Source organism: Streptomyces sp. NPDC037100 (genome assembly GCF_055606225.1).
Window position 1 is genome coordinate 206443 of the sequence record NZ_JBVJSX010000009.1, and the last position, 25809, is coordinate 232251.

Annotated in this window: 24 protein-coding genes; 17 read left to right on the forward strand and 7 right to left on the reverse strand. The window is 72.5% G+C overall.

Features of this window, described 5'->3' with window-relative positions; translation table 11 throughout:
• Positions 1 to 279 precede the first annotated feature (279 nt).
• From ACZ7EG_RS27855 to ACZ7EG_RS27865, 3 genes are all read left to right on the forward strand, one after another.
• Positions 280 to 2178 (forward strand): CASTOR/POLLUX-related putative ion channel, encoded by a 1899-nt coding sequence (locus ACZ7EG_RS27855; RefSeq protein ID WP_471084484.1) that lies wholly within the window; start codon positions 280 to 282, stop codon positions 2176 to 2178.
• Between the two features lie 291 nt (positions 2179 to 2469).
• Positions 2470 to 2640, forward strand: a complete 171-nt coding sequence (locus ACZ7EG_RS27860) for a DUF5670 family protein (protein WP_184567467.1) — start codon at positions 2470 to 2472, stop codon at positions 2638 to 2640.
• 89 nt (positions 2641 to 2729) lie between these two features.
• The gene (locus tag ACZ7EG_RS27865; RefSeq protein ID WP_471084487.1) at positions 2730 to 3221 is read left to right on the forward strand and encodes a hemerythrin domain-containing protein; all 492 of its coding nucleotides are present in this window, start codon (positions 2730 to 2732) and stop codon (positions 3219 to 3221) included.
• 341 nt (positions 3222 to 3562) lie between these two features.
• On the opposite strand, the gene ACZ7EG_RS27870 is transcribed toward ACZ7EG_RS27865, so the two are convergent.
• Complete coding sequence (locus tag ACZ7EG_RS27870; protein ID WP_471084490.1) at positions 3563 to 5158, reverse strand: alpha/beta hydrolase; 1596 nt, start codon at positions 5156 to 5158, stop codon at positions 3563 to 3565.
• 299 nt (positions 5159 to 5457) lie between these two features.
• On the opposite strand from ACZ7EG_RS27870, the gene ACZ7EG_RS27875 reads away from it, so the two are divergent.
• The 8 genes from ACZ7EG_RS27875 (at position 5458) to ACZ7EG_RS27910 (ending at position 12560) form a co-directional block, all read left to right on the forward strand.
• Positions 5458 to 6582: a Gfo/Idh/MocA family protein gene (locus ACZ7EG_RS27875; protein WP_471084493.1), complete on the forward strand. Its 1125-nt coding sequence runs from the start codon at positions 5458 to 5460 to the stop codon at positions 6580 to 6582.
• A complete protein-coding gene (locus tag ACZ7EG_RS27880) occupies positions 6579 to 7502 on the forward strand; it encodes a DUF6807 domain-containing protein (protein WP_471084496.1) in 924 nt (307 codons plus the stop codon). Before ACZ7EG_RS27875 ends, ACZ7EG_RS27880 begins: the two co-directional genes overlap by 4 nt.
• Complete coding sequence (locus ACZ7EG_RS27885) at positions 7496 to 8260, forward strand: cupin domain-containing protein (protein ID WP_471084499.1); 765 nt, start codon at positions 7496 to 7498, stop codon at positions 8258 to 8260. Before ACZ7EG_RS27880 ends, ACZ7EG_RS27885 begins: the two co-directional genes overlap by 7 nt.
• 56 nt (positions 8261 to 8316) lie before the next feature.
• The gene (locus ACZ7EG_RS27890; RefSeq protein ID WP_471084502.1) at positions 8317 to 9600 is read left to right on the forward strand and encodes an ABC transporter substrate-binding protein; all 1284 of its coding nucleotides are present in this window, start codon (positions 8317 to 8319) and stop codon (positions 9598 to 9600) included.
• Positions 9597 to 10535 carry a carbohydrate ABC transporter permease gene (locus tag ACZ7EG_RS27895; protein WP_471084505.1) on the forward strand — a complete coding sequence of 313 codons (939 nt, stop codon included), beginning with the start codon at positions 9597 to 9599 and terminating at the stop codon, positions 10533 to 10535. The genes ACZ7EG_RS27890 and ACZ7EG_RS27895 overlap by 4 nt, the downstream gene beginning before the upstream one ends.
• Entirely contained in the window at positions 10532 to 11392 is an 861-nt protein-coding gene (locus ACZ7EG_RS27900; RefSeq protein WP_471084508.1) for a carbohydrate ABC transporter permease, read from the forward strand. Before ACZ7EG_RS27895 ends, ACZ7EG_RS27900 begins: the two co-directional genes overlap by 4 nt.
• A 5-nt stretch (positions 11393 to 11397) precedes the next feature.
• Complete coding sequence (locus tag ACZ7EG_RS27905) at positions 11398 to 11991, forward strand: hypothetical protein (protein ID WP_471084511.1); 594 nt, start codon at positions 11398 to 11400, stop codon at positions 11989 to 11991.
• A gap of 116 nt (positions 11992 to 12107) precedes the next feature.
• Complete coding sequence (locus ACZ7EG_RS27910; RefSeq protein WP_471084513.1) at positions 12108 to 12560, forward strand: phospholipase; 453 nt, start codon at positions 12108 to 12110, stop codon at positions 12558 to 12560.
• Positions 12561 to 12735: 175 nt separating this feature from the next.
• Here ACZ7EG_RS27910 and ACZ7EG_RS27915 read toward each other — a convergent pair whose 3' ends face one another.
• The gene (locus ACZ7EG_RS27915) at positions 12736 to 13437 is read right to left on the reverse strand and encodes a phosphatase PAP2 family protein (protein WP_471084516.1); all 702 of its coding nucleotides are present in this window, start codon (positions 13435 to 13437) and stop codon (positions 12736 to 12738) included.
• A 136-nt stretch (positions 13438 to 13573) separates the two neighbouring features.
• Here ACZ7EG_RS27915 and ACZ7EG_RS27920 point away from each other — a divergent pair, with 136 nt between their 5' ends.
• Entirely contained in the window at positions 13574 to 14230 is a 657-nt protein-coding gene (locus tag ACZ7EG_RS27920; protein ID WP_471084519.1) for a class I SAM-dependent methyltransferase, read from the forward strand.
• A 12-nt stretch (positions 14231 to 14242) separates the two neighbouring features.
• Here the strand turns inward: ACZ7EG_RS27920 and ACZ7EG_RS27925 are convergent, their stop codons facing one another.
• The gene (locus ACZ7EG_RS27925; RefSeq protein WP_471084522.1) at positions 14243 to 16492 is read right to left on the reverse strand and encodes a heavy metal translocating P-type ATPase; all 2250 of its coding nucleotides are present in this window, start codon (positions 16490 to 16492) and stop codon (positions 14243 to 14245) included.
• 3 nt (positions 16493 to 16495) lie between these two features.
• Positions 16496 to 16708, reverse strand: a complete 213-nt coding sequence (locus ACZ7EG_RS27930; RefSeq protein ID WP_471084525.1) for a heavy-metal-associated domain-containing protein — start codon at positions 16706 to 16708, stop codon at positions 16496 to 16498.
• 200 nt (positions 16709 to 16908) lie between these two features.
• On the opposite strand from ACZ7EG_RS27930, the gene ACZ7EG_RS27935 reads away from it, so the two are divergent.
• Entirely contained in the window at positions 16909 to 17868 is a 960-nt protein-coding gene (locus tag ACZ7EG_RS27935) for a hypothetical protein (protein WP_471084528.1), read from the forward strand.
• 3 nt (positions 17869 to 17871) lie between these two features.
• On the opposite strand, the gene ACZ7EG_RS27940 is transcribed toward ACZ7EG_RS27935, so the two are convergent.
• Positions 17872 to 19698 (reverse strand): glycoside hydrolase family 15 protein, encoded by a 1827-nt coding sequence (locus ACZ7EG_RS27940; protein ID WP_471084531.1) that lies wholly within the window; start codon positions 19696 to 19698, stop codon positions 17872 to 17874.
• 120 nt (positions 19699 to 19818) lie between these two features.
• The gene (locus tag ACZ7EG_RS27945; protein ID WP_471084534.1) at positions 19819 to 20598 is read right to left on the reverse strand and encodes a DeoR/GlpR family DNA-binding transcription regulator; all 780 of its coding nucleotides are present in this window, start codon (positions 20596 to 20598) and stop codon (positions 19819 to 19821) included.
• Between the two features lie 134 nt (positions 20599 to 20732).
• On the opposite strand from ACZ7EG_RS27945, the gene ACZ7EG_RS27950 reads away from it, so the two are divergent.
• Together ACZ7EG_RS27950 and ACZ7EG_RS27955 are read left to right on the forward strand one after the other, a co-directional pair.
• Positions 20733 to 21614: an SIS domain-containing protein gene (locus ACZ7EG_RS27950; RefSeq protein WP_471084536.1), complete on the forward strand. Its 882-nt coding sequence runs from the start codon at positions 20733 to 20735 to the stop codon at positions 21612 to 21614.
• 117 nt (positions 21615 to 21731) lie between these two features.
• Positions 21732 to 22592 carry a class II fructose-bisphosphate aldolase gene (locus ACZ7EG_RS27955; protein WP_471084538.1) on the forward strand — a complete coding sequence of 287 codons (861 nt, stop codon included), beginning with the start codon at positions 21732 to 21734 and terminating at the stop codon, positions 22590 to 22592.
• Here ACZ7EG_RS27955 and ACZ7EG_RS27960 read toward each other — a convergent pair.
• A complete protein-coding gene (locus ACZ7EG_RS27960) occupies positions 22582 to 23712 on the reverse strand; it encodes a methyltransferase (RefSeq protein WP_471084540.1) in 1131 nt (376 codons plus the stop codon). The two genes, ACZ7EG_RS27955 and ACZ7EG_RS27960, sit on opposite strands and share 11 nt — an antisense overlap.
• Before the next feature lie 68 nt (positions 23713 to 23780).
• Here ACZ7EG_RS27960 and ACZ7EG_RS27965 point away from each other — a divergent pair, with 68 nt between their 5' ends.
• Entirely contained in the window at positions 23781 to 24515 is a 735-nt protein-coding gene (locus tag ACZ7EG_RS27965) for an alpha-ketoglutarate-dependent dioxygenase AlkB family protein (RefSeq protein ID WP_471084947.1), read from the forward strand.
• On the forward strand, positions 24512 to 25759 hold the full coding sequence (locus tag ACZ7EG_RS27970; protein WP_471084542.1) for an ROK family protein: 1248 nt from the start codon (positions 24512 to 24514) through the stop codon (positions 25757 to 25759). The genes ACZ7EG_RS27965 and ACZ7EG_RS27970 overlap by 4 nt, the downstream gene beginning before the upstream one ends.
• The last annotated feature ends 50 nt before the right edge of the window (positions 25760 to 25809 follow it).

The window sequence follows — 25809 nt, forward strand, 5'->3', positions numbered from 1 at the left end:
TTGTAACGGTGGTCGTGACGGGGCGCCGTCGTTCGCCCGGGCGTTGCCCCTAAGGAGCGAATCAGGGGCAAAACCCTCACGTCACGGCGGATCCGCCGCCCACGGCGTGACCGGCGAACCCGAAGGAATGAATGCGCGGCGAACCGCGTCCGCCGCCGGGAACGAGCCTCCACACTGCGACTGCGTATCCACAACCGTGCTCTCCGGCCGTCCCGCCCGGCGCACCGCGCACGCGGCGCCGGCCGGCGGCACGAGAGCCCGGGCGACGGAGGGGGAAGGGTGGCGCAGCGGCGCACCGCGTGGGGTGACCGGGTCCGTTACTGGTTCGACAGCACGTTGGCCCGCGGTGCCTCGGCCCTGGTCGGCTGGATGGCACTGCTGTGTCTGACCGTCGTCGTCCCGGCCAGTGCGCTGGTGGTGTGGACCGACCCGCACGCGCCCAGGTCCCTGCCGGACCGGCTGGCGCAGGTGTGGCGCCTGACCGGGGAGACCCTCCGGCTGGGCGGTGCGACCGGCACGCCGCTGCGCGTGACGATGTCGGTGCTGCTCGCCCTGGTCGCGCTGCTGTACGTCTCGACGCTCGTCGGCCTGATCACGACGGCGCTCACGGAGCGGCTCACCGCGTTGCGGCGCGGCCGGTCGACCGTGCTCGAACAAGGGCACGTCGTGGTTCTGGGGTGGTCGGAGCAGGTGTTCACGGTCGTCGGCGAGCTGGTGGCCGCCAACGCCAACCAGCGGCGCGCGGCGGTGGCCGTGCTGGCCGACCGCGACAAGACCGCGATGGAGGAGGCACTCGGCACGAAGGTGGGACCCGTCGGCAGGACGCGGCTGATCTGCCGCAGCGGCCCCACCACCGACCCGGCCGTGCTGACCCTGACCAGTCCGGCGACGGCCGGTGTCGTGCTGGTCCTGCCCCGCGACGAGCCCGACGCCGATGCCGAGGTCGTCAAGACGCTGCTGGCGCTGCGGGCGGCCCTGGCCGGGGTGAAGAACCGCCCGCCCGTCGTCGCCGCGGTCCGGGACGACCGCTACCGGCTGGCCGCCGGCCTCGCCGCAGGCCCGGGCGGTGTCGTCCTGGAGAGCGACACCGTCACGGCCCGTCTGATCGTCCAGGCCGCCCGCCGCCCCGGCCTCTCCCTCGTCCACCAGGAGCTGCTCGACTTCGCCGGCGACGAGTTCTACCTGGTCGGCGAAGAGTCCCTGACGGGCCGCCCGTTCGGCGACGCGCTGCTGTCCTATCCGACGTCCAGCGTCGTCGGATTGATGCGCGGCGACACCCCGCTGCTCAACCCGCCGCCGCAGACGACCGTCGCACCGGACGATTCCCTCATCGTCATCTCCCGCGACGACGACACGGCCTGGCCGGGGGAGTGCGGGCAGTGGGTCGAGAAGGCGGCGATGGCCTCCGGGCCCGCGACCCCCGCGCGGCCGGAGCGGGTCCTTCTGCTCGGCTGGAACCGCCGGGCGCCGCTCATGGTCGACCAGCTGCGCCGCCGTGCCCGGCCCGGATCGGTCGTCGACGTGGTGGCGGACGGCGGTGAAGCGATGGTCCGTCAGGTGCGCGAGTCCGGGCCGCCCCACGGCACCGGCCTGGCCCTCACCCTCCACCTGGGGGACGTCACCCGCCCCGAGACCCTCCGGCGTCTGGACGTGCACTCCTACGACAGCGTGATCGTCGTGGGCGAGGACCCCGCTCCCGGACAGCCGCCGGACGAACCCGACAACCGCACGCTCGTCACCCTGCTGTTGCTACGACAGCTGGAGGAGGCCTCCGGGCGTGAACTCCCCGTCGTCACCGAGCTGGTGGACGACCGCAACCGGGCGCTGGCACCCCTCGGGCCCGGAGCCGACGTGATCATCAGCGGCAAGCTCATCGGCCTGCTCATGGCACAGATCTCCCAGAACCGGCACCTCGCGGCGGTCTTCGAGGAGCTGTTCTCCGCCGACGGCACCGGCATCCGCCTGCGGCCGGCCGGCGACTACGTGCTGCCCGGGTGCGAGACGGCCTTCGCCACCGTCGTGGCCGCGGCACGCGGGCGCGGCGAATGCGCCATCGGCTACCGGAGCCACGACGACGCATCCACGAGTCCGGGTTACGGCGTGCGGATCAACCCGCCCAAGTCCGAGCGCCGCCGTTGGACGGCCGCCGACGAGGTGATCGTCGTGGGGACGGACTGAGAGGGGCCGGTGCAGGTACGCAGGGCGCCGATGCGTGAACGGGAGCCATGGGGCTGATGCCTGCCTGAGGTGGCGCGATGCACGAACTGAGCGGGCCCGGCCGCCGCTCCGGATACCCGTGGCGGGAAGAACAACTCCCTCGAAACGAGGGGAACTTCGGGCGTGGCGTGATCCTGGTGCCCCGCTCGGCACAAGCGGTTCACGTGCCCGTGATCCTTGTGAAGAAACATGAAAATTCGACTGTGTGTTCGCCTGTGTGCAGGGCACCAGTGGGGGCGGAGGTTGATAACTATGGTTCCCCTGCTTCTCGTCCTGCTGCTGGCCCTGGTCCTGTTCGGTGCGGGCTTCGCACTGAAGGCCCTGTGGTGGATCGCGGTGATCGTGCTGGTCCTGTGGCTGCTCGGCTTCGTACTGCGCACCGCGGACAGCGGTGGCCGCAAGGGCCGCTGGTACCGCTGGTAGACCGGCGGCGCGTCGGTGACGAACAAATCATCAGGAATGGGGTAGACGAAAGTGACCCGAAGCTCTCCCAGGAAAGGCGTTCCATTTCCATGGCCGACACGAAAGACGTCGTAGAACTCATTCTCCAGGACCACCGGCGCATGGAAGACCTCTTCCGTCGGATGCGGAGCGTCGAGGACGACCGGGCCGGTGCCCTGCGGGAGTTCGCGGACCTGTTGATCGCGCACGCGCAGGCCGAGGAGGCCAAGGTCTACCCGGCGCTCAAGCGGTACAAGAACATCGACGACGAAGAGGTCGAGCACGGCGAGCACGAGCACGACGAGGGCAACGAGGCGCTCCTGGCGCTCCTCGAGGTCGAGGAGGTCGGCTCCGAGGAGTGGGACTCGAAGCTCGAGGAGCTGGTCGAGGCCGTCACCCACCACGCCGACGAGGAGGAGCGCACCATCCTCAACGGTGCGCGGGAGAACGTGGCGATGGAGCGGCGCGAGGAACTCGGTCTGGCGTTCTGGCAGGAACGTGAGCGCCGGCTGAAGTCCGGGTGCGGTTCCGTGGAGAACGTGCGCAAGATCGTCGAGTCCTGACTCGGCCAGGCCGGCCCTGATGGTCACCGCCCGCGGGCGGTGACCATCAGGGCCGGTTGCCGTCGCGGTCCGAGTGGCGTGGTGGCGGAAGCCGGACGAGCAGGCCCCGGAGCGGCGCGGGCGGGACGGCTGTGCGGGCGCGGCCATGGTGACGCCGAAGAGGTGGGCGGGGCGACGGGCTCCTCCCGCCCGGCGTCGGGAGCGGCCCTTCGCCCGTGCGGTCTGTGGGGGGCGTGCCGGTGCGCCCTCCGGCAGGGCGGACCGCGAAGTCACTCTTCGATCACGGACAGGCACTGTAGGTCCTGAGCGGCTCGGCCTCGTCCCGCGAACCGCCGGACTGCCTAGCCTCCCGAGCTTCCGCTCTCGCGCGCCGGGCAATCGATGTCCCGCGCCGGCAGACGCCCCGTCGCGAGGTAGGCGTTGACCGCGCCGTCGGCGCAGGCCGATCCGTAGACGCCGTACACCGCGTGCTGGTCGGCCCCCCGCAGGGTGACCAGGCGCGAGGAGGGCCACATCGCGCGGACGGCCTCGGCGCCTTCGTAGGAGGTGCGCGGGTCTCCGGTGGCGTTCACCAGCAGGGCCGGCACGTCGTCCCGGATCCTGGCCGGACGTTCACGCGGCCGGTCCCAGAACGCGCAGGGACTGAGGTTGTTCGTGACGGGCGCGAACAGTGGGTCCTCGGCTCGGGAGCGCTGGACGTCGCGCCAGTACACCTCGGGATCACGCGGCGCGGCGTTGTCGCCGCACACGATCGCCGTCTGCGCGCTGCCGTAGGGGGAGTCGGTGCCCGTGAGCACGAACTCGAGCACCCCGGCGAGCCACGGGGACGGTGTCACCCGCTGCCCTCGCGAGGCCCGCAGCATGTCCCGCACGCCCTGTGCGAAGTCTCCGTAGGCGGAGTCGTTGTGCTGCGAGAGGCCGTTGAGGACGACGATCGGCATCACATGCCCGTCGAGCCGGTGGTCGCCGAGCCGCAGCGGGGTGCGGGCGGCGGCGACCCGGACGCGTTCCACCGTGGCCAGCACCTCGCCCCGCGTACGGCCCAGTCCATAGGTCGCGTCGCGAGCGGCGGCCCAGGAGGCCCACCCTCGCAGGGCGTGGCGGTTGGACGGCTCGACGCCCCGCCACAGCCGGGCGCTGTAGCGTTCCGGGTCGATCACACCGTCCAGGACGACCCGGTCGGTGCGGCCCGGGAACATCGAGGTGTACACCTCGCCGAGGTAACTGCCGTAGGAGTAGCCCAGGTAGGAGATCCGCCGCTCGCCGAGGGCGGCCCTGATGACGTCCATGTCGCGCGCGGTGTTGCGGGTGGTGGCGTGCGGGAGGGTGTCGCCGGCGTGGGTGCGGCAGCGGTCGGCGAGGTGCTTCGAGAAGGCCGCCATGCGGTCGAAGCCGGCCCGGTCCTCACCGGCTCCGCGCCAGGCCGAGCCGGTCGGCCAGCGGCAGTCCAGCGGTGTGCTGCGGCCGATGAAACGGGGGTCGACGCCCACCACGTCGTACCGCGCGGCGACGTCCTTCATCGCCTTGCGCACCCATGGCGCGTCGCCGAGCGAGGGCCCGCCGGGGCCGCCGCCGTTGAGGAGCAGGGGGCCTACGCGGCGTTCGGTGTCGGTGGCGGGGATCCGGGAGATCGCGACGGTGACGGTCCGGCCGCCGGGGTCGGAGTAGTCCACCGGCACGGTCACGTCGGCGCAGCGGGCGCCGGCCTGCTCCAGTTCCTTGCCGGTCGTGTCGTCGGGCCCGAGCACGCAGCTCTTCCAGGTCAGCTGCTGCCGGTGATAGCGGGTGAGAGGGTCCGAGGCGGCCTGGGCGGTGGCGGGCAGCGCCGTGAGGGCGAGGGCGGCGGCCGTCGCGGCGAGGGCGGCACGTCTCGCGGTGCCCGTGGAACGGGGTAACACGTGGGGTCCTTTCTGTCGCTGTTGCCCCCTCGACGGCATGGCAGGGCATGTCGGAAGAGGGGTGCTGTGCGTCAGAACGCTAGGGACGGTGCGCCGCGCGATCACTCCGGCCTGCAGCCGGTTCCTGGTGGGGCCATCCCCACCGAGGAGAGGGGGGAATGCCATTTCCATGGCGGGGGCGACAACCCCTGTCTCCGCCCCAAGCTGGGACAATGCACGGGCAGAGCTTGTGCAGGTCGCTGCAGGGGGGTTGTCCAGACATTCTCTCGCGCCTAGGGTCCCTTCCGAGTGCAAGCGCTTTCCAAGCGCCTGTCCGCCGGTTGTCCGAGGAGCGCCGCATGTCCGTGACCCCAGGGTCTCCCGCCCGCCGCCGCGTGGCCGTCGTCGGCACCGGAGCCATCGTCAGCGGCAGTCACCTGCCCGCGCTGCGGGCCCACTCCGACCGGGTGGAACTGGTGGCCGCCGTCGATGTGGACCAGGAGCGCCTCGACGCCTTCCGCGAGCTGGCCGGTGAACAGGTCGCCGGGTACACCTCGGTGGACGCGATGCTGGACGCCGTACGCCCCGACCTGGTCCTCATCGGGACGCCGCCCTCGCTGCACCGCGACCAGACGGTGGCCGCGCTGAAGGCCGGCGCCTGGGTGCTGTGCGAGAAGCCGCTCACCCTGTCGCTCGCCGAGTACGACGAGATCGCCGCCGCCGAGGAGGCCTCCGGCGGGTACGCGTCGGTCGTGTTCCAGCACCGCTACGGATCCGGCGCCGTGCACGCCCGCGAGCTGATCACCAGCGGCGAGCTGGGGGCCCCGCTGGTGGCGCACTGTCAGACCACCTGGCACCGGGACGCGGCGTACTACGCGGTGCCCTGGCGCGGGAAATGGGCCAGCGAGGGTGGCGGCCCGACCATGGGCCACGGCATCCACCAGTACGACCTGCTGCTGCACCTGCTCGGCGAGTGGGACGAGATCCGGGCCATGGCAGCACGGCTGGTCCACGACACCGAGAGCGAGGACGTGTCCACCGCCCTGGTGCGTTTCCGCAGCGGCGCCCTCGCCACCGTCGTCAACAGCGTGCTGTCCCCGGACGAGGTGAGCCGCATCCGCATCGACTGCGCGGACGCCACGGTCGAGCTCACCCACCTGTACGGTCACGGCAACGACAGCTGGACCTACACCCCGGCCCCGCACGTCGCCTCCGAGCGGGCCACGGCCTGGCGCACCCCCGCAAGCGACGTGCCCAGCTCGCACACCGCCCAGCTGGGCACACTCCTCGACGCCTACGACACCGGCACCAGACCCCCGGGCAGCGGCCAGGACGCCCGCGCCACCCTGGAGTTCGCCGCCGCCCTGTACAAGGCGGCGTTCACCGGCCGCTCGGTGCACGCGGGGGAGATCGGCCCCGGCGACCCCTTCTACGAGGCCATGCACGGCGAGTACCCCGACTGGGCCCCCAAGGAGCGCGCATGACCATCCGCGTCACCCACACGCACGGCGAGGACATCGCCGTCACCGCAGGCGGCACGGAGATCCTCCGCTACGTCTACCGCCCCGACCCGGATCCCTTCGAGTCCCGCAAGCCCTACGCCCACCCCGTGCGCACCCTCTCGGGGCGCACCGTCACCGGTTACCGCCCGAACGACCACCGCTGGCACAAGGGCCTGCAGATGACCGCGAGCCATCTGTCCGGACAGAACTTCTGGGGCGGCAACTGCTACGTCCACGGGCAGGGCTACCTCCCCCTGCCCGAGCGCGTCGGCTCGATGCGGCACGACGGCTTCGCGGACTTCACCGTCGAGGACGACCGTCTCGCCTTCACCGAGAACCTCACCTGGATCGAGAACGGCGGCGAGGAGTGGGCCCGCGAGGTGCGCGGACTGACCGTCCACTCGGTGGACGAGGAGGCCGGATCCTGGGCCCTGGACTGGTCGATCCGCCTCACCAACACCCGCTCCGAGCCCCTGGCCTTCGGCTCCCCGACCACCGCGGGCCGTGAGATGGCCGGCTACACCGGACTCCAGTGGCGCGGCCCGCGCGACTTCACCGGCGGTACGGTCTTCGCCCCGGACACCGACGCCGACGCGGGCAAGCTGATGGGCACCCAGGGCCCGTGGCTCGCCTTCACCACCGAGCACGACGACGTCGACGGCCACTCGACCCTGGTGTTCGCGCACGCGCCCGAGAACCTCGACGGGACGTCCCCGATCCACGAGTCGCACTGGTTCGTCCGCTCCGAGCCCTTCCCGACGGTCGCGTTCTCCTGGGCGTTCTTCGAGGAGTTCGAGCTGCCGCCGGGTGAGTCCTTCGGGTACCGCTACCGCATCGTCGTCGCGGACGGTGCCTGGGACCGCGACCGGGTGGGCACGCACCTGGAGGGCCTGCCGTGGTGAGCGAACCCGAGCCGGCGGGTCTTTTGCACCCGCTGCCCGGCGCGATCGGCCTGTCCCACCTCAGCGCCTACGACTGGGAGGCCGCCGACGGCGTCTGCGGCGGCAGCCCGCACCTGCACCTGGTGTGCACGGAGGCGTATGTCGTCACGGGCGGCCGGGGCGCGGTCCAGACCCTGAGCCCCGACGGCTACCGGGACATCCCCCTCGAAGCCGGCTCGATCGCCTGGTTCACGCCGGGCACCGTGCACCGCATGGTGCAGGGCGGCGGTCTGCGCATCACCGTGCTGATGCAGAACAGCGGCCTGCCCGAGGCCGGGGACGCCGTGTTCACCTTCCCGCCCGAGGTGCTCGCCGACCCCGACCGGTACGCCGCAGCGGCCGCCCTGCCGCCCGGCACGGGACCGGAGACGGCCGCGGCCGCCCGGCGCCGCAGGGACCTCGCCGTCGAGGGTTACCTCGGGCTGCGCGAGGCCCTCGTCGCCGGCGACAACGGACCGTACCTGGAGTTCCAGCGGGCCGCCGCCCGGATCGTGCGCGACAAGGTGCCCACCTGGCGGGCCTTGTGGCGGGAGGGCGCCCTGGCCACCGCGGAACGCACCGGCGCCCAGCTCGACGCCCTGGCCGCCGGCGATCCCGCCTATCTCGGCGGGGCCACCGCCCACGAGGCCGCGCCCACCCGGCTCGGCGGGTTCGGCATGTGCGGCCGGCGCGACGAGTACACGCTGCCCGGCAGCACGCTGCCGTACCAGGGGGAGTAGCAGCAGGGACCTGAGGGGGGTTCAACCGAAACTCCGTCGAGAGGAGCGACCTCGGCATGCCCGGACACAGGACAAAGGGGTTCTGCGCGTCGGCCGCCGCACTGGCACTGTGTGCCGTGCTGGCGGGCTGCGGAGGATCCGGCGAGTCCGCAGGCGGCGGCAAGGTCGTGCTGCGCTACACGTGGTGGGGCAACCCCGACCGCGCGGAACGCACCGAACAGGCCGTCGCGCTGTTCGAGAAACAGCACCCGGACATCGACGTGGCGACGTCGTTCTCCGGCTACGACGCCTACAAGCAGAAGCTCGCCACCCAGGCCGCCGGCGGTGACGCCCCGGACGTGATGCAGCTGGACTACCGCCAGATCGACCAGTACGCCTCCGGCGGGGTCCTGCTCGACCTGGCGAAACAGAAGTCCGTCCTGCGCACCTCCGAGATCGACCCGGGCCTGCTCGCCACCGGCCGCGTCGACGACGTCCAGTACGCGATCCCGCAGGGCCGCGGCACCGAGACCGTCGCCTACGACGTTGGGACGTGGAAGAAGTCGGGCGTCCCCCTGCCCGGCGCGAACTGGACCTGGAGCGAGTGGGCCGACACCATGCGGGCCCTCGCGAAGAAGACCGGCAAGCCCGGGGCGACCGACCCCGGCCAGAGCGAGGACGCCTTCGAGGTCTGGCTGCGCGGCCGGGGCAAGGCCCTCTACACCGAGGACGGCGCCCTGGGCTTCACCGCCGGCGACCTCACACGCTGGTGGACCTTCACCGACCGGCTGCGCCGCGAGGGCGCCGTCTCGCCCGCCGAGCAGACCACCCAGCTCGACGGCTCCGTCGAGAACACCCCGCTGGGGCGAGGCACGGCCGTCACCGACGCCAACTGGGACGCCCCGGCCAGCGGCTTCGTCGCCCTGATCAAGGGCGGTGTCGCCCTCGCCCCGATGCCGTCCGGCGAGGACGGCACACCCGGCCAGTACTTCAAGCCGTCCATGTTCGTGGGCGTCTCGGCCGACACCGGCCACCCCGAGGAGGCCGCGCAGCTCGTCGACTTCCTGATCAACGACCGGCAGGCAGCGAAGATCCTCGGCGCGAGCCGCGGCATCCCCGTCAACGAGACGATCCGTGACGAGATCGGACCGCGCCTCAAGGACTTCGACAAGACCATCGCCGGCTTCCAGGCGTCGCTGGAGGGCAAGCTCAAGGATCCGCCCCAGGCGCCGCCCTCCGGCGACAACGCCCTGCAGAGCACCTTCCAGCGCGACTACGACCAGGTGTCCTACGCGCGCATGTCGCCCCGCGAGGCGGCCGAGAACTACGTCACCGAGGCGAAGGCGGAGCTGAGGTCATGACCACCACCGCGATCCCCGCGGAGGCGAGGCGCGCCCCCGCAGCCGCCCCGAAGCGCCGGCCCGGGCGCGAACGCGAGGGCGCCGCCTGGGTGTTCCTCTCGCCCTGGGTGCTCGGCGCGATCGTCCTGACGCTGCTGCCGATGGCCGTGTCGCTGTACCTGTCGTTCACCGACTACGACCTGTTCAACCCGCCGCGGTGGGTGGGCCTGCGCAACTACGCGCAGATGTTCACCGAGGACCCCCGCTACTGGCGTTCGGTCGTGACGACCCTGACGTACGTCGTCGTCGCCGTGCCCCTGCAACTCGCCCTCGCCCTCGTCGTCGCCCTCGCCCTGAAGGGCATGAAGCGCGGCAAGGGCTTCTACCGCTCCGCGTTCTACGCACCGTCCCTGCTCGGCGCGTCGATGTCCATCGCGCTCGTCTGGCGGGCCGTCTTCAACGACGGCGGCACCGTGGACAACCTGCTGGGCACCGGCGGCTGGGTCAACAAGCCCGGCTGGGCGCTGCTGGCCGTGGCCCTGCTGACGGTGTGGCAGTTCGGTGCGCCGATGGTCATCTTCCTCGCCGGGCTCCAGCAGATCCCCGCGGAGCTGTACGAGGCGGCGGCGGTCGACGGGGCGGGGAAGTGGCGGCAGTTCCTGTCCGTCACCGTGCCGATGCTGTCCCCGGTGCTCTTCTTCAACCTGGTCCTGCAGACCATCCAGGCCTTCCAGGTGTTCACGCCCGCCTTCGCGGTCAGCGCCGGCAAGGGCGGACCGGCCGACTCGACGCTCGTCTACACCATGTACCTCTACGACCGTGGCTTCGTCGCCTCCCACATGGGCTACGCCTCCGCCATGGCCTGGGTGCTGCTCCTCGTGATCGGCGTCGTCACGGCGGTGCTGTTCCGCACCTCGCGCTCCTGGGTCTTCTACGCCTCCGAGGGGGACCGGTGACCTCAACGACCCTTGCCCACAAACCCGTTCGATGGGGCCGCGTCGCCCTGCACGCGGGCTGCCTGGCCGCCCTGCTGGTCATGCTGTACCCCCTGGCCTGGCTGCTGGCCACCTCGCTCAAACCCGCCGACGAGGTCCTGGCCAGCCTCAACCTGCTGCCCAGCCACCTGGAGTGGTCGAACTACGCAACCGCCCTCGACGGCGTCAACGACGTCTCCATCTGGCGGCTGCTCGGCAACTCCCTGCTGATCGCGGGCGGGGCGGTCCTCGGCAACGTCATCAGCTGCTCGCTCGCCGCCTACGCCTTCGCGCGGCTGAGGTTCCGCTTCCGCGGGCCGCTGTTCGCCTTCATGATCGCCACGATCATGCTGCCGCACCACGCGGTGCTGATCCCGCAGTACATCATCTTCAACCAGCTCGGCCTGGTGAACACCTACTGGCCGTTGATCCTGCCGAAGTTCCTCGCCACGGAGGCGTTCTTCGTCTTCCTCATCGTGCAGTTCATGCGCAGTCTGCCGCGCGAGCTGGAGGAGGCGGCCCGGATCGACGGCTGCGGGCCCTTCCGCAGCTTCTTCCAGGTCGTGCTGCCGCTCACCCGGCCGGCCCTGATCACCACCGCCATCTTCACGTTCATCTGGACCTGGAACGACTTCTTCACCCAGCTCATCTACCTCTTCGACCCGGACAAGTTCACCCTCACACTCGCGCTGCGCTCCTTCGTGGACGCCTCCAGCACCTCCGCGTTCGGCCCGATGTTCGCCCTGTCGGTGATCGCGCTGCTGCCGATCGTGCTGTTCTTCCTCGCCTTCCAGCGGTTCCTGGTGGAGGGCATGGCGAGCTCCGGACTGAAGGGGTGAGCGGGATGCGCACCCGCGAGGCGGGCGAGGTGTTCGGCCCGCGCATGACCCTGTTCGCCGACGTGCTGAGCGTCGGCCTCGCCACGGCGGCGGCCTGCCTGCCCCTGGTCACGGTCCCGGCCGCGCTGTCGACGGCGTGCGCCGTGCTGCGGGGCGCGGGACTGGATCAACCCGTCACGGCGGGGCGGTACTTCGCCCTGCTGCGGCGGCGGTTGCGCGCCGGTGACCTGGCGGCGGGAGCCGTCGCCCTGGCGGGTCTGCTGCTGTTCGCCGCCGATGTGGCGCTGGCGGGGGCCGGGCTGCCGGGAGCGCCGCTGTTCTCGGTGGCGGCCGCGGCCATCGGCACGGGCGCGGTGGTGGTCGGACTGCGGGCCTGCGGGCGCCCCGAGTCGCTCACCGACTGGCGGGCCGCGGTGCGCGGGGCCGGCCGGGACGCCGTGGCGGACGTGGGGGGCAGCGGCCTGGTCCTGCTCGCCGTGGCGACGGCAGCGCTGTGCGCCTGGATGCTGCTGCCGCTCGCCTTCCTCGCCCCCGGGCCGCTGGCACTGGCGCTCACCGCCGTCGATGTACGCCGGTCCGCTGCCGTTCTCCTTCAATAGCCAGAAATTCAGGGGCCATTGGGGCACATCAGGTGTGAGCACGGGGACGAGGTGGCCATCCTCTTGTCATGGACCTGCGGCTCGACGGACGGGTCGCAGCCTCATGGAGGTGTGGGATGCACCGCAGATTCACTACCGGTCTTGCCGCCACGACCCTGACCCTCGTCACCGTGGTCGGCGCCGCCACGAGCGCGAGCGCCGCTCCTGCCGACAAGCCCCAGGTGCTCGCGAACTGGACGCAGACCAGCCAGTCCAGCTACAGCACCTGGGCGGCCGCCCGGGCCAACCAGGCCGCATGGGCCGCGTACGCCTTCGACTGGTCGACCGACTACTGCTCCTCCTCGCCGGACAACCCGTTCGGCTTCCCCTTCTCGATGTCCTGCGCCCGTCACGACTTCGGCTACCGCAACTACAAGGCGGCGGGCACCTTCAGCGCCAACAAGTCCCGGCTCGACAGCGCCTTCTACGAGGACCTCAAGAGGATCTGTGCGGCCTACAGCGGCGGTACGAAGACCTCCTGCACCAGCACGGCCTGGACGTACTACCAGGCCGTGCGGGCCTTCGGCTGACGGTTCGTCACCGCGAGGACGCCGGGCGGCGGGGTGTGGCCCCGCGCCCGGCCGACCCGTGGCTCACCGGCGCAGGGCGCCGACGATGCTGATCCGCGGCCACGAGCGGGCCGCCGTGAGCATCGCGAGGACGCCGGGCGGCGGGGTGTGGCCCCGCGCCCGGCCGACCCGTGGCTCACCGGCGCAGGGCGCCGACGACGCTGATCCGCGGCCACGAGCGGGCCGCCGTGAGCAGAGCCTGCGTCCGCGCCGAGGGGGTGGCCGCTGCCGCCGCCAGGGCCGCCGCCGCGCTCGCGATGCCGAGGACCGCGCCCGCCGCCACGTCGCCCGGGTAGTGCACGCCCGTGTGGACGCGGGAGTAGCCGACGGCGCTCGCCAGCGCGCCGAGGGGCACCGCCGCGGGCGGCAGGACCACGCCGACGGCGGTGGCGAAGGCGACCGCCGACGCCGTGTGCCCGGACGGGAACGAGGCGGAGGTCGGCATCTTGACGTGCCGGTCCACCGTCACCCGGGCCGCTTCCCGGTCCGGCCGCGCCCGGCGCACCAGGCGCTTGCCGAGCAGGTTGGCGGAGGCCGAGGCCACGGCGATCGCACCGACGCCGACGAAGGCGGCCTTGCGTGGTCGCTTCCCCGACAGGGCCAGGGCGGCGGCGATGGCGAACGAGATCTTGGAGTGGTCGGCCGCGTGCGACAGGTGGCGCAGCGTCCGGTCCAGGGTCGGCGTGGGTGTGGCGGCCACCGCCGCGTACAGGGCGCCGTCCACGGCCCTGAGATCGCCGAACACGGCACTCAGGAGCCGGCCGGGTCGACTCGCGAAACCCCGGGTGTGCCGAAGCGGACGGGGGGCGTCCGCGTCTGTGGTCGTCGGATCGGTCATGTGCTTCTCCCCGCAGTGGCCTTCCCCAGCAAGGTACCGGCTCACGCTCGGCGCACGCTCGGCGCCCCTGCGAGCCGGTACCTCTCGAGTGCCCGGACGGCCGACGACCACCCCGGTGATCCGGAACACTGAGCACATGACACTGCCGCCCCGCCGGGCCCTGCGCGCACTGGAGCGTTTCCACGCCGCCCGACCTTGGGACCACAACGCCCACTTCCACCGCTGGATCCTGCGGCAGCTTCCCGAGCGGGTGGGCAGTGCCCTGGACGTGGGATGCGGCAGCGGCGACCTGGCCCGGCTGCTGACCGGCCGGGCCGCCCGTGTGCACGGGATCGACGCCGACCCGGCCATCACGGCCCGGGCGCGGGAGCTGACCCCGGTGGCGGCCCCGGTGACGTACACGGCGATCGACGCGCTGACCGGCCTCGGTGACCGGTCGTACGACGTCATCACCTGCGTCGCCGTCATCCACCATCTGCCGTTCAGCGAGGCCCTCGAGGCCTTTCGTGACCATCTCGCCCCCGGCGGCACCCTGGTGATCGTCGGCGTGGCCCGGGAGCACGCGCCCGTCGACCACCTGCTCGGCGTCGCGTCGATCCCGCTCAACGTCCTCGTGGCGTTGCTGAAGAGCCGGGGGCGCCCGACGCCCCGGCCGGTCTCGATGACCGCCCCCACCCGCCCGGCGGACCTGACCTTCTCCGAGATCGCACGCGAGGCCCGGGCCGTCCTCCCCGGTGTCCGTCTGCGTCGCCGCCTGTTCTGGCGCTACACGCTGGTGTGGCGGCGTCCGTGACCCATCGGCGCCTCAGCCGGTGGCACGGAAGGTGCGCAGCCGCAGCGAGTTGCCGACCACGAAGACCGAGGAGAAGGCCATCGCCGCCCCGGCGATCATGGGGGTGAGCAGGCCGGCCGCGGCCAGTGGCAGGGCCGCCACGTTGTAGGCGAAGGCCCAGAACAGGTTCGAGCGGATCGTGCCGAGCGTGCGGCGGGCGAGCCGGATGGCGTCCGCCGCGGCCCGCAGATCGCCGCGCACGAGCGTCAGGTCACCGGCCTCGATGGCGGCGTCCGTGCCGGTGCCCATGGCCAGACCGAGATCGGCCTGGGCGAGGGCCGCCGCGTCGTTGACACCGTCGCCGACCATCGCCACCGACCGGCCCTCGGCCTGGAGCCGCTTGACCGCGTCGACCTTGTCCTGCGGGAGCACCTCGGCGATGACCTCCTCGATGCCCACCTCGCGGGCGACGGACCGGGCCACCGCCTCGTTGTCGCCGGTCAGCAGGATCGGCGTGAGGCCGAGGGCCCGCAGCCGTCCGACCGCCTCCGCGCTCGTGTCCTTCACCGCGTCGGCCACCTCCAGCACCGCACGCGCCTCGCCGTCCCACGCGACAGCGATGGCCGTGCGCCCGGCGTCCTCGGCAGCCGCCCTGGCGCGGGCCAGGCCCTCGGGAAGCTCCATCGCCCAGTCGTCCAGCAGCCGCTCCCGTCCGACGAGCACCGCGTGGCCCTCGACGACGCCCTGGACGCCGAGCCCGGGCACGTTGGCGAAGTCCTCGGGCGTGGGCAGCGCGCCCAGCTTCTCCAGCGCCCCCTCGGCGACGGCCCGGGCGATCGGGTGCTCGGAGGAGTGCTCCAACGCCCCGGCCAGCCGCAGCACTTCGGCTTCTTCCGTGCCCTCGGCGGTGTGCACGGCCAGCAGCGTCATACGCCCGGTCGTGACCGTGCCGGTCTTGTCGAGGACGACGGTGTCGACCCGGCGCGTGGACTCCAGGACCTCCGGGCCCTTGATGAGGATGCCGAGTTGGGCGCCCCGCCCGGTGCCCACCATCAGCGCGGTCGGCGTGGCCAGACCCAGGGCGCACGGGCACGCGATGACGAGGACGGCGACCGCCGCGGTGAAGGCGGCCGTCAGCCCGACGCCGTTGCCCAGCCAGAAGCCCAGCGTGCCGAGCGCCAGGGCGATCACCACCGGCACGAACACGGCCGAGATCCGGTCCGCGAGTCGCTGCGCGGCGGCCTTGCCGTTCTGCGCGTCCTCCACCAGCCGGGCCATCCGGGCCAGCTGGGTGTCGGCACCCACCCGCGTCGCACGGACGACGAGCCGCCCGCCGACGTTGATCGTGGCGCCGGTGACCGGGTCGCCCGCGCCCACCTCCACGGGGACGGACTCGCCGGTGAGCATCGAGGCGTCCACGGCGGAGGACCCCTCCTCGACCGTCCCGTCCGTCGCGATCTTCTCGCCGGGCCGGACCAGGAAGCGGTCTCCGGCCTTCAACTCTGCGACAGGAAGGGTCGTTTCACCGCCGTCGTCGCGCAGCACCGTGACGTCCTTGGCGCCCAGCTCCAGCAGCGCCCGCAGTGCCGCGCCCGCCTTGCGCTTGGCGCGGGCCTCGAAATACCTCCCGGCCAGGATGAAGGCGGTCACCCCCGCGGCGGCCTCCAGGTAGATGTTCCCGGCGCCGTCCGTGCGCTCGATGGTCAGCTCGAAGGGATGTGCCATGCCCGGCGTGCCAGCGGTGCCGAAGAACAGCGCCCACAGCGACCACAGGAACGCGGCCGTGGTGCCCACGGAGATCAGCGTGTCCATGGTGGCCGCGCCGTGCCGGGCGTTGGTGAACGCCGCCTTGTGGAAGGGCCACGCCGCGTACGTCACGACGGGCGCGGCCAGGGTGAGCGACAGCCACTGCCAGTACTCGAACTGCAGTGCCGGGATCATCGCCATGGCCACGACGGGTACCGCGAGCACCACCGCCGTGATCAACCGCTCGCGCAGCGGCCGCAGTTCGTCGGCCGGCACGCCAGTGTCGTCCTGCTCGGCGGGGGGAGCGGGCTCCCGCGCGGTGTATCCGGTCGCCTCGACGGTGGCGATGAGATCGCCGACGGAGACCTCACCGGAGTAGCTGACCCTGGCCTTCTCCGTCGCGTAGTTGACGGTCGCGGTGACCCCGTCCATGCGGTTGAGCTTCTTCTCGATGCGTGCCGCGCAGGAGGCGCAGGTCATGCCGCCGATGGCGAGCTCCACCTCGGCGTCGGTGCCGGTCGTCGTACCGGTGCTCATGGCTCAGACCCTCCCGGTCAGCTCGTAGCCGGCCTCGTCGACGACTTCCGCGATCGCGGCGTCGTCGGGCTCGGCGGCACTGGTGACGGTGACATGGCCGCTGTCGAGGTCGACCTCGACACCGCGGACGCCGTCCAGCTCACCGACGACCTTGGTCAGCGTGGCCTTGCAGTGGCCGCAGGACATTCCGGAGACGGCGTAGGTGGTGGCGGGCATCGGGTGCCTCCTCTGGGCGATTCAACAGATGCGGGTGAATACGGGGCGGGGGTATCCCCTCGCCGCCTTCAGGTATACCCCTGAGGGGTATACGATGCAAGCGCGGCAATGACTTGACGTAATACCCCCCGGGGGTATCGTGAAGTGCATGGGGCCTCGCAATCGAGCGGGAGGCCCGGTATCTGAAGGAGCCGACGGCCATGAACACCGGACTGAGGATCACCACCTTCGCCGCCGCCCTGGCGGCGACCTTCGGCGCGGCCTACGGCGTCGGACAGGGCGTCGGCCCCGTCGTCGCCGACAGTCCGCCGAAGCACGGGGACGAACACGGCCGGCCCACGCCCGAGCGGTCGGAGGGCGGCGGCCACGCCGGACACGACACACCGCCGGCCGGCGGACTGCAGATCTCCGAGGGCGGCTACACGCTCGACCTGAAAACCCCGCGCGTCACCGCGGGCAAGCCGGCCGACCTGCGCTTCACCGTCCAGGACGCCGGCGGTCGCGCGCTCACCGCCTACCAGCGCGAGCACGACAAGGAACTGCACCTCATCGTGGCCTCACGGGACCTGGTCACCTATCGCCATCTGCACCCCACCCGCGCCGCCGACGGCACCTGGAGCACCCCCGTGGATTTGCCCCGCGCGGGCGGCTACCGCGTCTTCGCCGACTTCACCCCGGCCAAGAAGAACGCCGAGAACCTCACCCTCGGCGCGGACCTCGCCGCCTCCGGCCCGTACCAGGCCCGGCAACTGCCGCCGGCGAGCACCACGGCCCGCGTCGACGGCTACGAGGTGAAGCTGGCCGGCGCCCTGCGCCCCGGCAAGGCGGGCGAACTGAAGCTGAAGGTCTCTCGCGACGGCAGGCCCGTCACCGACCTCCAGCCCTACCTCGGCGCCTACGGCCACCTGGTCGCCCTGCGCTCCGGGGACCTCGCCTACCTGCACGTCCACCCGAACGGCGAACCCGGCGACGGCACGACCAGGCCCGGCCCGGACATCTCCTTCACGGCCACGGCGCCCAGCTCCGGCTCCTACCGCTTGTTCCTCGACTTCAAGCACGAGGGACAGGTCCACACGGCGGCCTTCACCGTCGACGCCGGCGGAGCGGCGGCCGCCTCCGATACCCCCGAGGGGCATGCAAAGGACGGTCACGGGCACTGACGGTCAGCCGAGCGCCCGGTCCAGGTTGAAGGCCGCGCTGATCAGCGCGAGGTGGGTGAACGCCTGCGGGAAGTTGCCCTGCTGCTCACCGGTGTGGCTGATCTCCTCGGCGTACAGGCCGAGGTGGTTGGCGTACGTCAGCATCTTCTCGAAGGCCAGGCGCGCCTCGTCGATGCGGCCTGCGTGCACCATCGCCTCTACGTACCAGAACGAGCAGATGGAGAACGTGCCCTCGTCGCCGCGCAACCCGTCGGGGCTGGAGCGGGGGTCGTAGCGGTAGACCAGCGAGTCCGACACCAGCTCCTCGGTGAGGACGTCCAGCGTCGACAGCCACTTCGGATCGGTGGGGGCGATGAACTTCGTCAGCGGCATCATCAGCACGGCGGCGTCCAGGACGTCCCCGTCCTCGTGCTGGACGAAGGCCCCGCGCGCCTCGGACCAGCCCCGGCGCATGATCCGCCGGTAGATCGTGTCGCGGCACTCCCGCCAGCGCGGCAGGTCGGCGGGCAGACCGCGCCGGTTGGCCATCCGGATGGCCCGCTCGATGGCCACCCAGCACATCAGCCGCGAGTACAGGAAGTTCTTGCGCCCGCCCCGCGTCTCCCAGATCCCCTCGTCGGGCTGGTCCCAGTGCGCGCACACCCAGTCCACCAACGCGCACACGTCGTCCCACTGGCCGCTGGAGATGGGTGTGGCCCACTTGTCGTAGAGGTAGATCGAGTCGATCAGCGCGCCGTAGATGTCGAGCTGGAGCTGGTCGGCCGCGGCGTTGCCGACCCGTACCGGGGCCGAGCCGTGGTGGCCCTCCAGATGGCCGAGGGTGCGCTCGGGCAACTCGGTGCGTCCGTCGATGCCGTACATGATCTGCAACGGGCCGGAGACCGTGCCGTCGCCCGGGCTGATGTGCCGGGTCACGAAGTCCATGAACGCCTCGGCCTCGCCGGTGAAGCCCAGTCGCAGCAGGGCGTAGACGCAGAACGCCGCGTCGCGCACCCACACGTACCGGTAGTCCCAGTTGCGCTCGCCGCCCAGCTCCTCGGGCAGGCTCGTCGTCGGCGCGGCCACGATCGCCCCGGTGGGCGCGTACGTGAGCAGCTTCAGCGTCAGGGCCGAGCGGTGCACCATCTCCCGCCAGCGGCCCTTGTAGCGGGACGCCGCCAGCCAGCGCCGCCAGTACGCCACCGTCGCCGCGAACTGCTCCTCGGCCTCGGTCCGCGCACACCGGCGGGGCATCACATCGCCGCCGACCTTGTCCAGCGCGAAGACCGCCGTCTCTCCCTCGGAGAGCTTGAAATCGCCGCGCACGTCCGGCCCGTCGGCCTCCAGCGGCACGGTCGCGGTCAGCGCCAGTGCCATGAGCTCCGCCTCGAACACGGCGGTGTCACCGGTCAGCCGGACGGTGTGCGGCAGGGAGCCGTAGTCGAACCGGGGGGCGACGCGCGTGCGGAACGGGATCGAACCGCGCACGCACACCACCCGCCGGATCAGCCGGTGCCGCTCGGCCTCGGCCGGCCCGCCGCCGACCGGCATGAAGTCCTGCACCTCGCCGACTCCGTCCTCGGTGAAGAACCGGGTGATCAGGACGTTGGTGTCGGGGAAGTAGAACTGCTTGGTCCGGGCCGGCATCGACGCCGCCAGTTCGAAACAGCCACCGTGCTCGGCGTCCAGGATCGAGGCGAACACACTCGGCGCGTCGAAGGCCGGGCAGCAGTACCAGTCGATCGTGCCGTCGGTCCCCACCAGGGCCACACTGCGCAGATCACCGATCAGCCCGTGCTCCGCGATCGGCACGTACCGCCGCCCGCCCCGGTCCTGCGCCGCTCCGCCCATGACAGCCTCCCTGCCCGGCAGGCGCCTCGGCCTTCCTGCCCGGCAGGCGCCTCAGCCCAAGCCTAGAGCCGCCGCCGGCGGACCGCCGCTGCCGGACCCGCCGCTGCCGAACCGCCGCCGTCAGACCGTGACGACCCGCAGCCCGGCCTCCTCGAAGCGCCGCACCGTCTCCGCATCGGCCGCCGTGTCCGTGACCAGCGTGTCCACCGCCTCGGCCGCGCAGATCCGGGCGAACGCCCGCTGCCCGAGCTTGCTGGAGTCGGCGGCGACCACCACCCGCTCCGCCCGCTCGCACAGCAGCCGGTTGATCGCCGCCTCGGCCTCGTCGTGCGCCGCCGCACCGTGCATGACGTCGAAGGCGACGACACCGAGCACCGCCACGTCGAGCGTGATCTGCCCGAGCACCCCGTCCGCGAGCGGCCCGACCAGCTCGTAGGACTGGGCCCGCGCCACCCCGCCGGTCAGCACGATCTTGAACTGGGGGCGCACCGCCAGCTCGTTCGCGATGTTCAGCGCGTTCGTCACCACGGTCAGCGCGGGCGCCCCGGACACCAGGTCCCCGCGCACGGCCAGCGCTCGCGCCACCTCCGTCGTGGTGGTCCCCCCGGTCAGCCCGACCGCCTCACCCGGCGCCACCAGCTCCGCCACCGCCTTGGCGATGCGCTGCTTCTCCGAGGCGTGACGGGCCGTCTTGTAGCGCAGCGGCAGTTCGTAGGACACGCCGTGCACGACCGCGCCGCCCCGGGTGCGCACCAGCATCTGCTGCTCGGCGAGCCCGTCGAAGTCACGGCGGATCGTCGCCGCCGACACCCCGAGCTCCGCCGCCGCGTCCTCGACGTCCAGCCGGCCGCGCTCCACGAGCAGTTCCAGCAGCGCCTTCCAGCGGGCGTCGCGCGACATCCGCACCTCCACGTCTCGATCTCCGGCGACCCTAGCGCACCTGATCCCCACCTGATGCTTGATGATGCTCGAAAAAAGGCTATATCTTGCAGGAACAATCAGATCGGCCGGACTCGTGGAGCGGAGGGTGCGGGATGACGCATGTCGAGGACGAACTGGCGAGCCAACCCGAGTGCTGGGAACGCGCCGCGTCGGAAGCGCCCCGGTTCCGGAGAGCGCTGCCGGCGCCGGGGGAGCGGGTCGCGATCGTCGGCTGCGGCACCTCGTACTTCATGGCGCAGGCCGCCGCGGCCCTGCGTGAGGGCGCGGGCCAGGGCGAGACCGACGCCTTCGCCGCCTCGGAGTTCCCCCACGGCCGCCGCTACGACCGGGTCGTCGCCCTCACCCGCTCCGGCACCACGACCGAGGTCCTGGACCTGCTGGCCCGGTTGCGGGACGGCACCCGCACCACCGCGATCACCGCCGACCCGGACACGCCCGTGATGACGGCCGCCGACGACCTCGCCGTCCTGGACTTCGCCGACGAACGCTCCGTCGTGCAGACCCGGTTCGCGACCACGGCTCTCACCCTGCTGCGCACCCACCTCGGCCTCCACCGCGGCACCGCCGTCACCGACGCGCGCACCGCCCTGGCCGAGCCACTGCCCGAACGGCTCGTGAAATGCGGGCAGTTCACCTTCCTGGGGCGCGGCTGGACCGTCGGCCTGGCCAACGAGGCCGGGCTGAAGATGCGCGAGGCCGCCCTGGCCTGGGCGGAGGCCTACCCGGCGATGGAGTACCGGCACGGTCCCATCAGCGTCAGCACCGCGGGCACGGCGACCTGGATGTTCGGGGACGCGCCGGACGGACTCGCCGAACAGGTGCGCGGCACCGGCGCGTCGTGGATCGCCGGGCACCTCGACCCGCTCGCCGAACTCGTCCGTGCCCAGCGCCTCGCGGTCGCCGTCGCCGCGTCCCGCGGACTGGACCCCGACCGTCCGCGCCACCTCACGCGCTCGGTGGTCCTCGCGCCCTGACCCAGGGGCCTGTCGTGCGGACCGCGCCGTGGGCACGTTGCCCCGCACGCGTACGGCGACGACAGGCCGCAGCCGATGCCCCGCGACCTGACCGGACCACAGGCCCCAGGAGACCCCGTGCCCCTCACCACCACCCGCGACCTCGTCACCCGCGCCGCGACGGCGCGCTCCGCCGTCGCCTCCTTCAACGTCATCACCCTGGAGCACGTCGAGGCCGTCGTCGCGGGCGCCGAGTCGGTGCGCGCCCCCGTCGTCCTCCAGGTCAGCGAGAACGCGGTGAAGTTCCGCGGCGGACAGGTGCTCCCGCTCGCCCGCGCGGCCGTGACCGCGGCCGAACACGCCGCCGTGCCGGTCGCGTTGCACCTCGACCACGTACAGAGCGACGCCCTGCTGCACCAGGCCGCGGACGCCGGCTTCAGCTCCGTGATGTACGACGCGGCCCGGCTGCCCTACGCGGAGAACCTCGCGGCGACCCGGGCGGCGGTCGCCTGGGCGCACACCCAAGGGTTGTGGATCGAAGCCGAGTTGGGGCAGATCGGCGGCAAGAACGGCAGACCGCCACTGGACGCGCACGCCCCCGGCGCCCGCACCGACCCCGACGAGGCGCGGGCGTTCGTGGCCGACTCGGGCGTGGACGCCCTCGCCGTCGCCATCGGCAGCTCCCACGCCATGACCACCCGCACCGCCGCCCTCGACCACGCCCTGCTGAAACGACTGTCGGCCGCACTGGACGTCCCACTCGTCCTGCACGGCTCCTCCGGCGTCCCGGACGAGGAGCTCACGGCGGCCGTCGCGGGCGGCATCACCAAGGTCAACATCGGCACGGCCCTGAACATCGCGCTGACCGGAGCGATCCGGGAGTTCCTCACCGACCGGCCCGAGGCGGTCGACCCGCGCAGCTACCTGACCCTCGCCCGGGAGGCGATGACACGCGCGGTGGCGAGGACCCTGAAGACCCTCGGCACCGCTACCGCTTGACGGCCTTCAGCACCACGAACTTCGGGTCGCTCGCCACGAGCCGGCTGTTGCCGAACAGCTTCCGCAGCTTGACGTGGTAGCCGAGGTGCCGGTTGCCGACCACCCACAGCTCACCGCCCGGCCGCAAGGCGCGCCGCGCCCCCGTGAACATCCGCCAGGCCGTGGCGTCCGTCGTCGCCTGATGGGAATGGAACGGCGGGTTGTTCAGGACCAGATCGACACTGCCGGACGGCACGCCCGCCAGCCCGTCCCCGACCCGGAACTCCGCCTGGCCCGGCACGCCGTTCGCCTTGTACGTCGCCTCCGCCGAGGCCACGGCCTGGAACGACTCGTCCACGAACAGCACCTCGGCACCCGGGTCGGCCAGCGCCACCGACGTACCCACCACACCGTTGCCGCACCCCAGGTCCACCACCCGGCCACCCCGTCCGCCGGGCAGATGGCGAAGGAAGAACCGCGTCCCGATGTCGAGCCGGTCGGCGCAGAACACCCCGGCGTGGTTGACGACCGTCCCGTGCGAGGCGGGACCGATGCCGTCCGGCAGCGTGTAGACGTACGGCCACGGGTTGGCGGGCCGCTCCAGCGCGGGGTCCGGCGTGCAGAAGATCAGCCGGGCCTTCTTCTCGGCGAGGGAGGTGCGGGTCGGGCCGAGGATCCGTTCGAACAACTCCAGCGTCGAGGTGTGGATCTCCTTCACCATGCCCGTGCCCACCACGACCGTCCCCGCGTGCAGCGCCGGCGCCAGCCGCAGCAACTGGTCCTCCAGCAGCGCCAGGCTCTTGGGCACCCGGACCAGCAGCACGTCGATCCGCCCGGGCGGCGGATCCTGCGTGGTGAGCAGTCGCACCGTACCCGGCTCGACGCCGGCCCGCGCGAGGTTGGCGCGGGTCGCCTCCTGCGTGAGGTGGGAGTCGGTGATCTGCACCGGCCGGTGCACCGCGAGCGCCGTGACCAGCGCACCCCAGCGGTCCCCGACGACCACGACCGAGCCGTCCAGCGGCACCCGCTCCGCGGCCAGATGCCTCAGCAGGTACTCGTCCGAGGCGTCCCAGGCGCGCAGCCGGTCGCGCGGGTCCTCGGGGAAACGGGTCAGCGCCGGCTCGCCCCACGGCGTCGTCATACGGTCGTCCATCGTGCGACCAGGCTAGCCGAGCCGCAGCTCAGGGAGTGTCGGGCACCATGGAAGGCATGGACGCCGAGCTGTTCCCCAGGGCCCGTACACAGGTCACGCCCGGCGCCGTGCACCTGCCCGACTGGCTGGACGCGGAACGCCAGTCGGAGCTGCTCGACGCCTGTCGCGACTGGGCCCGGCCACCCGCCGGGCTGCGCACGGTCCGCACCCCCGGCGGCGGCACCATGACCGCCCGGCAGGTCTGCCTGGGCTGGCACTGGTACCCGTACGCCTACGCCCGTACGGTCGCCGACGGGGACGGCGCCCCGGTGAAGCCGTTCCCGCCGTGGCTCGGCGAACTGGGCCGCCGGGCGGTCCGCGACACCCTCGGGGGACCCGCGCCGGACTACGACATCGCGCTGATCAACTTCTACGACGCCGACGCCCGCATGGGCATGCACCGCGACAGCGACGAGAAGTCGGACGCCCCGGTGGTGTCGCTCAGCCTCGGTGACACCTGCGTCTTCCGCTTCGGCAACACCGCGACGCGCACCCGTCCCTACACCGACGTCGAGCTGCGCAGCGGCGACCTGTTCGTCTTCGGCGGCCCCTCCCGTCTCGCCTACCACGGAGTCCCCCGCATCCACCCCGGGACGGCACCGCCGGGGCTGCGGCTGACCGGGCGGCTCAACATCACGCTCCGGGTGAGCGGCCTCCAGCGCCCGGCGGACAGCGACCCCGGCCGCACGGCGAGGCCCGGCGGGCACGCTCGGCCACCATCCCGGCGGATCATGGGAGACTCGCCCTCATGAGCGGGAAGGCGGACCCCCGGCAGGCGGGGAACGGGAGCACTTCGAGGGCGCGGCTGGACCGGGGACGCGGAGCACTCGGACCCGCGCTGGAGCTCGTCCACACCGGACGTGCCCCGACCCGGGCCGTGCTCACCGCCGAGCTCGGGGTGACGCGGGCGACCGCCGGCGCGGTCGCCGTCGAGCTGGAGGCACTCGGGCTGATCCGGGTCGACGCCCGGCCCGGCGCGGCGGCCGGCTCGCAGGGCAGGCCCTCCCACAGGCTGGCCGTCGCCGACGACGGGCCCGTCGCGCTGGCCGCGCAGGTGCACGCCGACGGATTCCGGGCGGCACTGGTCGGACTGGGCGGCCGGATCGTCGCCACCGCGCCCGGCTGCGAGGTCGTCGACGCAGACCCGGCCAAGGTGCTGGCCTCCGTCGTCACGGCCGGTGCCGAACTGCTGCGCACGACGGGGCTGCGGTGTGTGGGCGCGGGCCTCGCCGTACCCTCCGCAGTCGCCGAACCCGAGGGACTGGCGCTGAACCCGCTCCACCTGGCCTGGCCCGCGGGTGCGCCCGTGCGGGACATCTTCGCCGAGCAGGTGCGCGCGGCCGGCATCGACGGACCCGCGTTCGCCGCGAACGACGTCAACCTCGCCGCGCTCGCCGAGCACCGGCATGGCGCCGGCCGAGGCGCCCGCGACCTGCTGTGCGTGGCCACCGGCCACCGCGGAGTCGGCGGCGCGCTCGTTCTCGACGGCCGTCTGCACCGCGGCAGTTCGGGTCTTGCGCTGGAGGTCGGGCACCTCACCGTGCACCCCGAGGGCCGCCCCTGCCACTGCGGCAGCCGCGGCTGCCTCGACGTGGAGACCGACCCGCTGGCCTTCCTCACGGAGGCCGGACGCGAACCGGGCCCCGAGGTGTCCCTGCTCCAGCAGTCCATCGACCTGATCCGCCACCACTACGCCGACCCGGGCGTCCGCACCGCCGCCGAGGCCCTCATCGACCGCCTCGGCCTCGGCCTCGCCGGCCTGGTCAACATCCTCAACCCGGACCGCATCATCCTCGGCGGCCTGCACCGCACCCTCCTCGACGCCGACCCGGGCCGCCTGCGCGCGGTCGTGGCCGACCGCAGCCTGTGGGGCCAGAGCGGCGGTGTCCCCATCCTGCCTTGCACCCTCGACCACAACAGCCTGGTCGGCGCGGCGGAACTGGCCTGGCAGCCGGTCCTGGACGATCCACTGGGGGCGCTGGCCCCGCGGGCGTGACCGGTGGCCGGCGGGAGGCCGCGAGACCGACCCCACTGGTATCAGGCTTG